This window comes from Ignavibacteriota bacterium, from assembly GCA_013285405.1.
Lineage (GTDB): Bacteria > Bacteroidota > Ignavibacteria > Ignavibacteriales > Ignavibacteriaceae > IGN2.
This window is the reverse complement of record CP053446.1, coordinates 702,748-715,567: the sequence shown is the minus strand read 5'-3', so window position 1 is coordinate 715,567 and position 12,820 is coordinate 702,748. Positions and strand designations below refer to the sequence as shown.

16 protein-coding genes and 1 tRNA gene are annotated in these 12,820 nt (G+C 34.6%); 4 read left to right on the top strand and 13 right to left on the bottom strand.

Going from position 1 to position 12,820, the window contains the following annotated elements; genetic code table 11:
• Positions 1-13 precede the first annotated feature (13 nt).
• Both HND39_03150 and HND39_03145 read left to right on the top strand, forming a co-directional pair.
• Positions 14-1,675, top strand: a complete 1,662-nt coding sequence (locus HND39_03150) for an FAD-dependent oxidoreductase (GenBank protein QKJ95349.1) — start codon at positions 14-16, stop codon at positions 1,673-1,675.
• Positions 1,676-1,724: 49 nt separating this feature from the next.
• Positions 1,725-1,985, top strand: coding sequence for a hypothetical protein (locus HND39_03145; GenBank protein QKJ95348.1), 261 nt, complete (start codon positions 1,725-1,727; stop codon positions 1,983-1,985).
• A gap of 84 nt (positions 1,986-2,069) precedes the next feature.
• Here HND39_03145 and HND39_03140 read toward each other — a convergent pair.
• The 4 genes from HND39_03140 to HND39_03125 all read right to left on the bottom strand — a co-directional run bounded on the left by HND39_03140 (position 2,070) and on the right by HND39_03125 (position 3,026).
• A tRNA-Ser gene (locus HND39_03140) sits at positions 2,070-2,156 on the bottom strand.
• A complete protein-coding gene (locus HND39_03135; protein QKJ97862.1) occupies positions 2,110-2,394 on the bottom strand; it encodes a GIY-YIG nuclease family protein in 285 nt (94 codons plus the stop codon). Before HND39_03135 ends, HND39_03140 begins: the two co-directional genes overlap by 47 nt.
• Before the next feature lies 1 nt (position 2,395).
• Positions 2,396-2,710, bottom strand: coding sequence for a GIY-YIG nuclease family protein (locus HND39_03130; protein QKJ95347.1), 315 nt, complete (start codon positions 2,708-2,710; stop codon positions 2,396-2,398).
• 1 nt (position 2,711) lies between these two features.
• Positions 2,712-3,026 carry a GIY-YIG nuclease family protein gene (locus tag HND39_03125; protein QKJ97861.1) on the bottom strand — a complete coding sequence of 105 codons (315 nt, stop codon included), beginning with the start codon at positions 3,024-3,026 and terminating at the stop codon, positions 2,712-2,714.
• 178 nt (positions 3,027-3,204) lie between these two features.
• On the opposite strand from HND39_03125, the gene hisN reads away from it, so the two are divergent.
• A complete protein-coding gene (gene hisN / locus HND39_03120; GenBank protein ID QKJ95346.1) occupies positions 3,205-3,969 on the top strand; it encodes a histidinol-phosphatase in 765 nt (254 codons plus the stop codon).
• A 4-nt stretch (positions 3,970-3,973) separates the two neighbouring features.
• Here hisN and HND39_03115 read toward each other — a convergent pair whose 3' ends face one another.
• From HND39_03115 to HND39_03100, 4 genes are all read right to left on the bottom strand, one after another.
• Positions 3,974-4,723 (bottom strand): hypothetical protein, encoded by a 750-nt coding sequence (locus tag HND39_03115; GenBank protein ID QKJ95345.1) that lies wholly within the window; start codon positions 4,721-4,723, stop codon positions 3,974-3,976.
• 95 nt (positions 4,724-4,818) lie between these two features.
• Positions 4,819-5,982: a hypothetical protein gene (locus HND39_03110; protein ID QKJ95344.1), complete on the bottom strand. Its 1,164-nt coding sequence runs from the start codon at positions 5,980-5,982 to the stop codon at positions 4,819-4,821.
• A 17-nt stretch (positions 5,983-5,999) separates the two neighbouring features.
• Positions 6,000-6,947, bottom strand: coding sequence for a hypothetical protein (locus HND39_03105; protein ID QKJ95343.1), 948 nt, complete (start codon positions 6,945-6,947; stop codon positions 6,000-6,002).
• Between the two features lie 10 nt (positions 6,948-6,957).
• On the bottom strand, positions 6,958-7,932 hold the full coding sequence (locus HND39_03100; protein QKJ95342.1) for a hypothetical protein: 975 nt from the start codon (positions 7,930-7,932) through the stop codon (positions 6,958-6,960).
• A 950-nt stretch (positions 7,933-8,882) separates the two neighbouring features.
• On the opposite strand from HND39_03100, the gene HND39_03095 reads away from it, so the two are divergent.
• The gene (locus tag HND39_03095; GenBank protein ID QKJ95341.1) at positions 8,883-9,290 is read left to right on the top strand and encodes a response regulator; all 408 of its coding nucleotides are present in this window, start codon (positions 8,883-8,885) and stop codon (positions 9,288-9,290) included.
• 1 nt (position 9,291) lies between these two features.
• Here the strand turns inward: HND39_03095 and HND39_03090 are convergent, their stop codons facing one another.
• The 5 genes from HND39_03090 to HND39_03070 all read right to left on the bottom strand — a co-directional run bounded on the left by HND39_03090 (position 9,292) and on the right by HND39_03070 (position 12,807).
• Positions 9,292-10,338: a PorV/PorQ family protein gene (locus HND39_03090; GenBank protein ID QKJ95340.1), complete on the bottom strand. Its 1,047-nt coding sequence runs from the start codon at positions 10,336-10,338 to the stop codon at positions 9,292-9,294.
• 138 nt (positions 10,339-10,476) lie between these two features.
• On the bottom strand, positions 10,477-11,088 hold the full coding sequence (locus HND39_03085; protein QKJ95339.1) for a hypothetical protein: 612 nt from the start codon (positions 11,086-11,088) through the stop codon (positions 10,477-10,479).
• A gap of 39 nt (positions 11,089-11,127) precedes the next feature.
• Positions 11,128-11,874 carry a 2,3-diphosphoglycerate-dependent phosphoglycerate mutase gene (gpmA, locus tag HND39_03080; GenBank protein ID QKJ95338.1) on the bottom strand — a complete coding sequence of 249 codons (747 nt, stop codon included), beginning with the start codon at positions 11,872-11,874 and terminating at the stop codon, positions 11,128-11,130.
• 85 nt (positions 11,875-11,959) lie between these two features.
• Positions 11,960-12,256 (bottom strand): MTH1187 family thiamine-binding protein, encoded by a 297-nt coding sequence (locus HND39_03075; protein ID QKJ95337.1) that lies wholly within the window; start codon positions 12,254-12,256, stop codon positions 11,960-11,962.
• Positions 12,257-12,264: 8 nt separating this feature from the next.
• Positions 12,265-12,807: a hypothetical protein gene (locus tag HND39_03070; GenBank protein ID QKJ95336.1), complete on the bottom strand. Its 543-nt coding sequence runs from the start codon at positions 12,805-12,807 to the stop codon at positions 12,265-12,267.
• Positions 12,808-12,820: the final 13 nt, after the last annotated feature.

The following is a 12,820-nucleotide window of genomic DNA, read 5'->3' as shown; positions in this document are numbered from 1 at the left end:
AATATTATTAAAAATGAAACTGCCATTTATATTAATTGTTGATGATGATGAGCACGTGCTTCGAGCAATTCAGCGTGATATCCGTAAAAAGTATCAAACTGACTACCGTATAAGCGCAACTGATTCAGCTAATGAAGCTATTGAGCTGATTAAAGAACTTAAACTAAAAAATGAAACTGTTGCATTAATCATTTCTGACCAGCGTATGCCTGAGATGGAAGGGATAATATTTTTAGAAAAATCAAAGGAGCTGTATTCCGAAGCTAAATCAGTTTTGCTGACAGCTTATTCTGATATTGATGTTGCGATAAGATCTATCAATAACCTGAAGCTTGATTATTATTTATTGAAACCATGGAATCCGCCTGATGAAAAACTTTATCCAATTGTTGATGACTTATTGGACGATTGGCAGGCTCAATATAAACCAGACCATGAAGGTATTCGCATTATTGGTTTTCAATGGTCACCAAAATCCCATCAACTAAAAGAATTTCTTTCCGGTAATCTGATTCCATACAGATGGATGGATGTTGAAAATGATTCCGAAGCAGAAAAATATCTCGTTAGTGCTAATTTAAACCTTGATGATCTGCCGTTAATTATTTTAAAAGATGGAACGTGGATAAAAGATCCTTCTTTAACTGATCTGGCTCAAAAAATCGGACTTCAGCAAACTGCATCTCTAAAAATGTATGATGTCCTGATTATTGGAGGCGGACCTGCAGGACTTGCAGCCTCTGTATATGGTTCTTGCGAAGGATTGAAAACGATTTTGGTTGAAAAAAGCAATCCGGGTGGACAGGCAAGCAGTAGTGCACGTATAGAAAACTATCTGGGTTTTCCTAAAGGATTATCAGGAGCTGATCTAACACGCAGAGCGATTTCTCAAACTCTCCGTTTTGGTACTGAAATATTAACACCCAAGATAGTAAGGAACATTCGGGTTCACGATGGTTATAAAATTACCGAGATGACTGATGGCACCGAGGTGCACAGTAAAGCCGTTATTGTAGCAACTGGAGTTGAATATACCAAACTTGAAATTACTGGAATCGAAAAGTTCACCGGTGCAGGTGTGTATTACGGTTCAGCATCTGTAGAAGCACATGCTTGCAGAGATGAAATTATTTATATCGTAGGAGGTGGAAACTCAGCCTGTCAGGCAGCAATGCATATTTGTAAGTTCGCAAAAGAAGTTAATATAATAATCAGGCGTGATTCAATAAAAAAAACAGCAGCAAATTATTTAATCGAAAACATTGCCAAAACCTCAAACATAAAAATCCATACAAGTACTGAAGTTATATCCGTCGATGGCGATAAAGTTTTAGAAAAAATAACTTTTCGTGATTCAAATACCGGTGAAGAAAAATCTGTTCCTGCCAAAGCACTATTTATTTATATTGGTGCAAAACCCGGTACATCCTGGTTGAATAGTACTATACTAAAAGATGCAAAAGGATTTATCATTACCGGAAGTGATTTGATGAAAGAAAAATCATATAATACTTTTTGGAAATTAGAGAGAAATCCGTTTTTACCGGAAACTAATATTCCCGGAATATTTGCTTGTGGAGATGTGAGATCAACGGCATTCACAGGGATTTCATCTGCTGTTGGAGAAGGTGCGATGGCGATACGATTCGTTCGAAAATATCTCGATCAGATGTGATCAGTTTTTAATATTTTTTTATGTTCATTTTTAATTTCAGGAGTAAACTATGCAAAAATTTATGATCATCTCACCGCACACTCACGAGGAATGTACAGCGGTAATAAAACAAACTTTAGCTATCGGTTATCTGACCCATTTTTGGTGGGGATGCAAATCAGGCGATCATACCGGATACGCAATGATCGAAGCAAATAATTCAGATGAAGCTCTTCTTTCAATACCAACTATGATTCGAAAAAAAGGCAGAGCAATTGGCTTAGTTCAGTTTGATCCGGAAAAGGTAATGCGTTGGGAGGATAAGAAATAGATTCAATAAATTAATTTCTCTACTGAACCGCTATAATTTAGAAACTTTTATAGCCGGATAGTTTCATCTCAAAAAAAATATTTGCGGAGAGTCAGGGATTCGAACCCCGGAAGGACTTGCATCCTTAACGGTTTTCAAGACCGCCGCATTCAACCACTCTGCCAACTCTCCGATTAAATAATTCCTTGAACTTAATTCCAGACTTATAACTTTTAATTTCCATTTCTCTTTGATAAGCCTCAATCTTTGTCAGGAATTTTTCACAATAAACAATTTTCCAAGGAACATAAGCTTTTGTAGATCTGGTTTTACAAGAATTATGCTCTGTCAATCTTCTTTCTAAATCCTTAGTATGACCAATATAATACCGATCAACTTTTAGGCTTTTCAATATGTAAACGTAAAACATATTAAGACCGCCACATTTCCCGCAAAGCGGGATAAACAACCTTTACCCCGCAAAATGCGGGGACTCTGCCAACTCTCCGATTAAATAATTCCTTGAACTTAATTCCAGACTTATAACTTTTAATTTCCATTTCTCTTTGATAAGCCTCAATCTTTGTCAGGAATTTTTCACAATAAACAATTTTCCAAGGAACATAAGCTTTTGTAGATCTGGTTTTACAAGAATTATGCTCTGTCAATCTTCTTTCTAAATCCTTAGTATGACCAATATAATACCGATCAACTTTTAGGCTTTTCAATATGTAAACGTAAAACATATTAAGACCGCCACATTTCCCGCAAAGCGGGATAAACAACCTTTACCCCGCAAAATGCGGGGACTCTGCCAACTCTCCGATTAAATAATTCTTTGAACTTAATTCCAGACTTATAACTTTTAATTTCCATTTCTCTTTGATAAGCCTCAATCTTTGTCAGGAATTTTTCACAATAAACAATTTTCCAAGGAACATAAGCCTTTGTAGATCTAGTTTTACAAGAATTATGCTCTGTCAATCTTCTTTCTAAATCCTTAGTCTGACCAATATAATACCGATCAACTTTTAGGCTTTTCAATATGTAAACGTAAAACATATTAAGACCGCCACATTTCTCGCAAAGCGGGATAAACAACCTTTACCCCGCAAAATGCGGGGACTCTGCCAACTCTTCGGTTTTTTATTTTGGGCTGTAAATATAATTATTGTTATCTCTTTGCACAAAGGATTTTTAGTTAATTTTCCATTCATCTTTAATGAAAATCTAATACGCTATGAGTGAACTCAACGAATTAAAAAAATTTTGCTCTGATCTTGCATCTGTAAGTGCTGGAATTATTAAACATTATTTCAGAACGGGAATCGCAGCCGAATCGAAAGCAGATAACACTCCGGTAACTATCGCTGATAAAAAAGCTGAAGAAGCAATGAGGGAAATGATAATAAAATATTTTCCGGAACACGGCATAATTGGCGAAGAATTTGGTGAAACGAACAAAGATGCTGATTACAAATGGATTCTCGACCCGATTGACGGTACAAAAAGCTTTATTTGCGGTGCATATAGTTTTGGTACTTTAATAGGACTTCTAAAAAATGATCAGCCAATACTCGGAGTTTATAATCATCCAATACTAAATGATTTTTTAATTGGGGATAATTCTATAACAACGATCAATGGAGTTAGTACAACCGTTAGAAACTGTGTCAACTTAAGTGAAGCAGTCTTACTTACAACAGATCATTTGAATATTGAAAAGTATCAAGACAGAAGCAGGTTTGACGAACTAATAAAAAAAATTAAACTTTACCGTAATTGGGGAGATTGTTACGGTTATTATCTTTTGGCTACCGGTTATGCTGATATAATGATTGATCCGGTTATGGCACAATGGGACTTGCTTCCACTGATTCCAATTATAAAAGGTGCTGGAGGAATTATTACTGATTATCAGGGAAATGATCCTATAAAAGGGAAGAGTGCTGTTGCAGCATCGCTCCAAATTCATTCTGAAATAATTTCAATTCTGAACGATTAATATATCAAAGCAGAAAAAAAATAATTATTGTAGCTGTAGTCATAAGCATAGTAATTGTTTTGGTAAACTTTCTGTTAAAAATTAAAACTGCACCCACTATCCACACAAGTGAAAGTATTAACATTGATGTTTCCAGCAAATCAGTTACTTTAGGAACATAATGGTTTAGAGCACCAAGTTTATAACTATTATAAAGAGGATTAATAATAATTGTAAGAGATATAAAAAGTGAACAGGTTATTATAATATACTTCTTTAGATTTTTATTCTGATTGAATAATTCCAGCGCTCCCCGAAGTGATATTAATATTCCGCAATACAGCAGGATAAAATAAAGTGTTTCAACAGATGAAGGAATATTGCCCCAAAAAGTTAAAGTAACATATCCAGATTCAGGTATCTCATAAGTTTTATTTTTGTAAGATAACACAACCTTGTACTTTATCTGCTTACCCGCTTTTAGTACAGGAATTTCTATAACCAGTCCACGTTCAGTTTCGTTCATATTCATTTCGTATTTCTTATCATCCTGAAGCCAAATAAATTTTCCGGTTACACCTTTAATATCGCTGATGATAATGTTCCGGTAAGTTGATTTATTGTACGAAACTTTATCGAGTTTATAAGAAACTTTATAACCTTCAATACCGAATGTACCTGTCATAGGATAATCTTTATCTGTAATGTTTTTTATGTATCCAATGACGAAAAGAATTACAAAACTGCTCAGCCAAAGAATAATTTGATTTTTCATAATAGTAAATTAACAAAGAATGGTCAGTTAAATTTGTAGAAATAAAAAACCCCGGCAATAAAAACCGGGGCAAACAATCGGAGTATAGAAAAATTCTACAACGAAGAACCCATCTTAAATCGCATATTCAAGAAAATCTTATAAACACCAAAACTGCCATCTTCAAGTCTGGAAAGTATTAACGATGGGCCCAATGAAAACGCACTGAATGCCCAGCTTTCCGCAACCTTCTGAACTGTAAGAGTCATCACATATTGGGGGTTTCTGTGTTCACTGCTCGTCATCGCATCGAATAAAAAGTCAAATGTACTGCCAGCAAGTGACATCTCTCTGAAATCAAATCCAAAATGCCATTCGTTCAAATATCTTGCTGCATAAACTCTTCCTTTAGTAGCGCCAAGTAATCTTACAGGATATCTGAATTCCCAGTTGAGGAAAGAATCATCAACCAGCCATGCTTGATATCTAATAGTGCTGTCATTATTAAATACCGTAGCGCCTCTATCCGGATTGAGGAATGATGTTTTCTGACTTTCACTGAAATCATCAACAGAACTGAGATAACTAATTTCAAAAAAGTTACCAAATGGAAAAACATAGCCAATCTGATAACCGTTTGTGAAAATGAGGTTATTATGATTATTATCTTTAAAAGATGTTACTAATGGATCGACATTAGTATAAACACCACCATAAACTCCAAGTATGTGAAAATTAGCTTCAAGAAAATTTGTATTTAAAGGTCCTTCATACCTGGTCAGCAAACCAAATGAAAGCCCGATATCTTTCTTAATCGGTATTCCAAGTCTTTCTCCTCCGAACATTTCAAAGAATGGATTTATGTACCACATTGTAGAAGAAATTTGTTGTTTGGATGGAGGATCAAGAACTTTATTAATTTTTATTTTTTCGATCACTCTTGAAAATACACTTCCGTAATGAATATCTTCTTCAAGATTAATTTTGAATGGGTAAGTGATAACACGTGCTCTAATTTCCGGCGACAGAGCAAGAAATGGATAAAGCGATCCTTTGATTGAAATAGTCTGATTATTTGCATCTCTTAAATCTGCAATAATTTCAGCTTTTGGGTCCGGTGGATCAATGAATAAGGCTTGCTGGATATGAATGAATAAACTATCATCAAGCGGTTCCATCTGGAAGTAGTTTATTTGTTCTTCTTCTTCCTGCGAGAATAAGAACGATGCTGTTGAGACAATTAAGATTAATGTTATTACAACAAGTTTCGGAAATTTCATTTTGTTATACCTGATATTTATTTAGCAAAATCTGTAAAGAAGAATGAATCACCAACCTGAACCCTGTCCTTTGTTCTGTCATCTACAACAGTAAAGAAGAAATTAGCCTTGTATCTTCCATCTGCTTCCCTCAGACCTTCGTTTTTATCGATCCAGTCGTCATACTGATTTTCATTTGCTGCAAGTTTTAACGATACATTGTAAACTTTATTACCATTTGCATCAGTCTGAGGACCAGAAACGGAAATTGGACCCGAGTAACTAACTTTTAATTGATCTGGTCGGCTATCAACAATAGTTACATTGAAAGCAGTTATCCTTTGCAATTCCTGAACATAAATATCCTGAGCATTCATTTTAGTGGTCACTCTCTCAATCTTTATCTCTGGTGGTTTATTTGGTCCAACTTTTACGCGTTCTTCCTGACTTCCGAATGCCACGATAACTTCTGTTTGATCGGTTAAATCAAATTTAGTTTCCTGACCCGGAGGAATTGTCGCAATTATTTTCCGGTCGCGCGGATCTATAATAGTTGTAGGTACCGTTCCACTGTTCTTTGCAGTATTCCAGGTGTTCTGGATAAATGTTTGTTTAAGTGAAATAGGAAGCTGCATTTTTAATTGTTCTTCCTTTGGTTCTTCTTTTATTTTATCTGTTTCCTTTGGAGGAGGGATATAATCCTTAACAGCTTCAAGTTTCCGGTTCATCGCTGCAATCTGTTCTTTCATCTCTTCATTTTCAACCATTACATTCGGATCGATTTTAATTGAGAAGTCAATGCCAAGTGCATATAATGAATCGAGTACGGAAATCAAAGAATCACGAACACTTACCTTAACCGTCTCATCTTCAAGAGCAACTCTTCTCAAATCAAGGTCAGCTCCTTTGAGCGCAAGTACCGTTATTACAAAAATGTAAAGTACCTGGTAGATAACAAATTTACTATCACGTTCTCGTCTGGTCATCTTTATACCTTTACTTTTTTACAATTGCTTCAAGATGCTTTAATCCAATAAGAGTTTTTTCATCCGTTAGTGATGATGAAGCTTGTGTAATTGAATTTGCAAGTGTGTTCAACTGTTGAATTTTTTCAGTAGTTATAAGTTGCATTGAATTTACCTTTTCCACCATTGAACTCACTGAAGCAAAATTTTTATGCATTATTTCACTTAAACGTGCAGATTCAGTAACGAGTGATTTATATTTTTCCAGATCCTGTACTGTAACTGCTGCTCCACCTACTCCAGATTGGTTAAACTGTTTAATCAGACTCTTAGAGCTTTCAATCTGTATTCTTGAAAAATACTTATCTCTGATATCTTTTACGTGGTTGACGACATTTTGGAAGTCCACACCAAGCTGATCTAAAACCGGCTGGAATAATTTTCCCATCGCCAAAATAATCAGAGCTTTTATTTCAAAGGGTACTGAAAGACCAAGAAACACTTCTTCACCAAGCTTGATGCTCACAAGAAGAATTGCTGCACCTATCAAAGGAAGTGCAGTAGAGATTGAATCGACAACACTCGTTGAAGATTCAATAATCCTGTCGATTGTTTCTGAGGCAGGTGTTCGGATAATTTCTAATTTAAGTTTGTTATATGCTAAATAGGCAACAAAAATAAAGAGGGCGTAAACGGCTACTGGTAACCACCAGAAACTATATGGCTCAAATGCTTCTATGGGAGCTTGCCAACCTGGAAATAATGAACGTGCCAGATCAAAGGTCACTTCACCTAAAATCGGGACGTTTGCAACATCAATGAAGAAAGAAATTACTAATGCAATCGCAGAGATTATTGCAGGCTTGATTATGGTATTAAATCTTATTCTGGTTACCGCTGCTCTCGTAAAACTATCTAGTTCTTCTTCTAATCCGTCATCTGCTCTTACCGGTGGTTCAACTAAAGTATGACCGGTATTATCCAAATTTTTTTTTCTGTTAAGCATCTATGTCCTCTATTTAATCTTGAAAATTATTTAATTATCAAATTCAGTAAAATTTGTAGTTCATTGTTAAAGATGAAATGCAAAATCTTTTTCCACATTCAGTAAATTTGACTCAACCACTAATCAAAAAAGCTCTAAATTAAAAACAATTATCATACCAATACATTATTTAGTTAAGGTTTGGATTAAATCGAATGTTCACGATATTTTCTTCTCAGTCATTATATGAAATGATGTTTCTCAGAAATATTTACAATTAAATGAAAGGGCTTTTACACCTAATTGGTGCTATATCTATCGAAAATCTGTATATCAACTGACCTGAAATCTAAGTTATGACTAATATCCAAAATTGTGAAGGTTAAATAGTTTTCATTACGTGTGGCGTTACCAAATTAATTAAAGTTGAAGCAATTGTAAAAATTACACGAATTGCTACCGAACTATAAAGTTTTAATCCAATTATTCGTGTGCTATGAATATTGAGGGTTGTCATTTTTATTCGATTGTAATGGATTAAAGATAATAAAATCTTAAAACAATTATTCTGATTTTATTAATGATGATACCCATTTTCATGTTATCTTTATAAACAAAATAAAATATATCTATATCTTCGATTAATGTAATTGTCTTATAATGTCAAGAAAAAATAAATCTTCACAATCAAAAGTTAATTATCCGATTGGCAAACAAACAATCAAAAGGGAAGACAAAAGTGAGCCCGAGTTTTATGCTAAACATAAAAGTACTATTTGGACCGTACTTATACTTGTCATCCTTACAATTTTTTTTATAATGAACAATACAAGGCAAGTCCCGGCAGAGGGTCCTTATCCACCAAATTACCAACAGGGGAACTCAGAGAATGGAGCACTTCAGTGATCTGTTGAGTGTAGATTAAACAGACACAAATTCCTCTTCATTCTTTAAGAAATAAAGGCTGAAAAATGAACCCAACAACTAAATCCAGAAAACCAGTTTTATTAATCGTTGAAGACGAAGTTGAGAATCAGAAATTTTTTGAAATTATTCTTAGAAAAAAATTTGAAACAGATTTTTGTGATACTAAAAAATCAATGAACAAATTGTTGAAAGAGAATGAGTACGATGCCGTGATTATGGATATTTCTTTAAAAGATGGCAACGATGGTGTAGAATTGATCAAAGAAATCAGAAATAATACAATGACTGCTCATCTTCCAATTATTTGTTTATCGGCTCACATCTTTGCAGAGAATAAAATTAAAGCAGAACAAGCTGGTGCGGATATCTATCTGACCAAACCAATTAAAGCTAAACGTTTAGTTGATACTGTTGAAGAATTAGTGGCGTCAGTTATCAATGAGAAGAAGTAGTCTATAGACCATCCCTCATAAATCTCGGTTCTTCAAGTGTAAGAATGAGTGAAATTCTGTGTGAGTCAGGAAGTCTGTCTAATTCAGATTGGCTAAAACGAGCGAATGAATAATCGATGTTTAACTTTGGCAGTTTAACTCCTGCACCTACCGTAAATTGCTTTACATCACTGTAACCACCTCGAACATAAACCAGATTTTTAATATTCCACTCAAGACCTGCATGAGCATCGAAACTTACAGGACCAACATTAAATTGTGATGCAAATTGTCGGTTTTCAAAACGAACATCAATATCAACAGCGGGCATAATATATCCGCCGAGTATTTCAGTAATTCTATAAGCACTTCCTAATTTAAGTGTTGGAGAAATAAGTTCATTAGTTCCAGTACTCCAGGCAACTAAAGTAGTTGTTGCATCCTGAAGATTTCCACCTACGCTTAAATTTTCAATTGGCATCCAGAACGCTCCAATGTCAAATCCAATTCCGGTTGCGCCAAATTCAGCAATATCTCTGCGGATTATTTTAACATTTGCGCCCCAGTAAAAATCTTTCCATTGTCTTTTTGCAAATGAAAGATAGACTGCCCAATCCTGATTGCTGAATTCAGTAATCTTTGAGTAATCAAGACGAGCATACATGTTATTGATATCAGTAATAAGCTGACCGGTTTGACCGTCAATCAATGCATTTCTGGTATCGGGAATACCATCAACTGCAAGACGCATTACACTTAATCCAAAACTCATATCTTCCTGAAAAGGAATTGCAACTGCGCCGTAATCATAATTAACAAGATTGCCAAACTGTTCCGAATGCATTAGGGAAAGTTGAGGATAATTTATATTAGCTAATCCTGCAGGGTTGTAATAACCCGAAGTTACGTCATCAGCAATTCCCGTAAACGCTCCACCCATTCCAAGTGGTCTTCCGCCGATACCGATCGCCATAAATTCACCGGCGTATTTACCGAAAACTGTTTGAGCATTTGTTGATGTGATAGAGAGTAGAATGGATACTGAGATGAAGAATATTTTTTTCAGCATAAAAGAAACTCCCGAATGCATTAATTGTTAAAAATCTTGTAAAAAGATGGTTAATGGAAATCACAAAGTCAAGGCTAATTTTATGAGATGAATTAACATTGCCACACTATCAGCATTTTCCTCTTAATTATAAGGCAATTATTTTAATCTATCTCTAAGGATTTTTTCCAGAAATGAAATTCTTTCATCCGGGCTAAGAGAGTAAAGATCATTTTTTGTTGATAAAATAATTTCTTCAATCTGATCTATTTTCTTGTTTATAAATGAAATTTTTTGTGTCAGAAGTTCTTTGTCACCAGTTTCCCAATAACTTCCTTCATCCAATACTTCCAGATCCTGGATATATTTTTTTTTCAGATATTTTAACAACTTAACAATCGCAATGTGAGTCTCAGGAGGAGCAAACTGTGTTTTCACAGATAGATAATAACTATCTGGTTTATTATTTTCCTGTTGATTTACTATTATCCCGTAAATTGATTGTAAGTTACCATTTCTGTCAAACATAACTGATAATGGTTCACAGTTTGGATGCAAGTTCATCAGAATTCCTTTCAGGGGTATGTGCCCTGTAATTTCAGTCCTGTTTTCGTGGGTTGTTAGTTCAGCAGACAACGGCTTATCCCAGTTATTATCTATTATAGTAAAATTCCAATTCATTATTTCAGAGATATCTTTAAGTTCATCAACTACAGAATATACAAGAGTAGTGTCTTTGATTTTTCCTTTATAATGAATTGAGATTCCCAACGTTAATTCCTTTTTTGCTGAACATTAAGCCTGATAAAATTATTTGGACTTTCCCTGGTTTGCGACAGCCGCTGCTGCTTTTGCAATTTCTTCCTGGTTACCAAGATAATAACTTTTTATTGATTTCAGATTGTTATCAAGTTCATAAACAAGTGGTATTCCTGTCGGGATATTCAATTCGACAATTTCTTTATCGGGGATATTGTCCAGATATTTCACTAAAGCGCGAAGACTGTTTCCGTGTGCTGTGATTAAAACTTTTTTTCCTTGTTTGATTGAATTAGTAATTGTTCCTTCCCAATAAGGAACGAAACGTGCAACTGTATCCTTCAAACATTCAGTTAACGGTAATTCATTTTCAGTTAAATCAGCATAGCGCGGATCTTTACCCGGATATCTTTCATCATTCTTATCTAAAAAAGGTGGCTGTATATCATAACTTCTTCTCCAGATTTTTACCTGGTCTTCACCAAACTTTAGTGCTGTCTCAGCTTTGTTCAATCCTTGTAATGCACCGTAGTGTCTTTCATTTAATCGCCAGTTACGAATTACAGGAATCCACATTAAATCCATTTCATCAAGAGATATCCATAAAGTCCGGATAGCTCTTTTCAGAACAGATGTATAAGCAATATCAAATTTATAACCTTCAGCTTTTAAAACTTGTCCGGCTTTTTTTGCTTCCTGAAAACCTTTTTCAGAGAGATCAACGTCCGTCCAGCCGGTAAAACGATTCTCTTTATTCCATGTACTTTCTCCGTGACGTAATAAAACTATTTTGTACATTAAATCTCCATAAATGTTAAGAAACTATTTACTTTTAATAATAGAAATTAATCAATGCAATTTATTGATAAAGTACGGTACACTATTAAAGTTTATCTATCACACTTTTTATTTTATCTTCCATAGTTTGATTTTTATCAGTTCGGGTTCCCAGTCTGATTGAACTGGATATTCTTGGGGCGCCCATTTGATGGACAACTTCATGACATTTCTTTACGGCAGTCATTACTTTATCCCAATCACCTTCGATGTTGGTACCATACATATGCATTTCGTGTTTCAGACCTGCTTGCTTCAGAATTTGCTGACAGGCAGCAATATATTCTGAAACGGATACACCTACGCCAATTGGAACAACGCAAAGATCTAATAATACTTTCATTATATACTCTACTTTTTATTCAGATAATTGTTAAGATTATACAGTTTCTTTTCCCAATAGATTTTCATTTTATCAGCTTCTTTTTCAGATGTCAGTTTGTTGTGCTGTACTACAAGCTGAGTTTTGAATTTCTCTTTAGCATAAAGTTGTATTTCAATATTTGTGAAACCGTCAACCCATTTCGCCCTGATAGATTTATTCTTTGTTAAAGAAGTAATTTTGAAATCGTTATTCATCAACCATAATTTTCTTTGAGAAGCAGATTGCACAGCACTGAAAATTTTGGATACTGAAAACAAAAATGTTTTGCTTTTACTAATCTGAAATCCGGTTGAAGTTTCATGCTTTTTCCTTCCTTTAATATCCTGTTCATATTGTACTGTAACCATCTGTGACCACCAATCGGACACATGATATTTTTCAGAAAGCAATAAAGCTATCTCTTTATGTTCCATTTTCTTTGCACCGGCTTTATTTAAAACCGAAAACCATTCCTTCCAGTTTTTACCTGTACGTTTTTTTACTGCCTCATCACTTATTTTTTTAGCCATTGAAAACATAACC

What these genes read in the sequence shown, in the direction of transcription:
- HND39_03130 (QKJ95347.1), bottom strand. Translation starts at nt 2,710, where the DNA reads ATGTTTTACGTTTACATATTGAAAAGCCTAAAAGTTGATCGGTATTAT.
- HND39_03095 (QKJ95341.1), top strand. Translation starts at nt 8,883, where the DNA reads ATGAACCCAACAACTAAATCCAGAAAACCAGTTTTATTAATCGTTGAA.
- HND39_03145 (QKJ95348.1), top strand. Translation starts at nt 1,725, where the DNA reads ATGCAAAAATTTATGATCATCTCACCGCACACTCACGAGGAATGTACA.
- HND39_03150 (QKJ95349.1), top strand. Translation starts at nt 14, where the DNA reads ATGAAACTGCCATTTATATTAATTGTTGATGATGATGAGCACGTGCTT.
- hisN (QKJ95346.1), top strand. Translation starts at nt 3,205, where the DNA reads ATGAGTGAACTCAACGAATTAAAAAAATTTTGCTCTGATCTTGCATCT.
- HND39_03100 (QKJ95342.1), bottom strand. Translation starts at nt 7,932, where the DNA reads ATGCTTAACAGAAAAAAAAATTTGGATAATACCGGTCATACTTTAGTT.
- HND39_03105 (QKJ95343.1), bottom strand. Translation starts at nt 6,947, where the DNA reads ATGACCAGACGAGAACGTGATAGTAAATTTGTTATCTACCAGGTACTT.
- HND39_03115 (QKJ95345.1), bottom strand. Translation starts at nt 4,723, where the DNA reads ATGAAAAATCAAATTATTCTTTGGCTGAGCAGTTTTGTAATTCTTTTC.
- HND39_03110 (QKJ95344.1), bottom strand. Translation starts at nt 5,982, where the DNA reads ATGAAATTTCCGAAACTTGTTGTAATAACATTAATCTTAATTGTCTCA.
- HND39_03125 (QKJ97861.1), bottom strand. Translation starts at nt 3,026, where the DNA reads ATGTTTTACGTTTACATATTGAAAAGCCTAAAAGTTGATCGGTATTAT.
- HND39_03075 (QKJ95337.1), bottom strand. Translation starts at nt 12,256, where the DNA reads ATGAAAGTATTATTAGATCTTTGCGTTGTTCCAATTGGCGTAGGTGTA.
- HND39_03070 (QKJ95336.1), bottom strand. Translation starts at nt 12,807, where the DNA reads ATGGCTAAAAAAATAAGTGATGAGGCAGTAAAAAAACGTACAGGTAAA.
- HND39_03090 (QKJ95340.1), bottom strand. Translation starts at nt 10,338, where the DNA reads ATGCTGAAAAAAATATTCTTCATCTCAGTATCCATTCTACTCTCTATC.
- gpmA (QKJ95338.1), bottom strand. Translation starts at nt 11,874, where the DNA reads ATGTACAAAATAGTTTTATTACGTCACGGAGAAAGTACATGGAATAAA.
- HND39_03135 (QKJ97862.1), bottom strand. Translation starts at nt 2,394, where the DNA reads ATGTTTTACGTTTACATATTGAAAAGCCTAAAAGTTGATCGGTATTAT.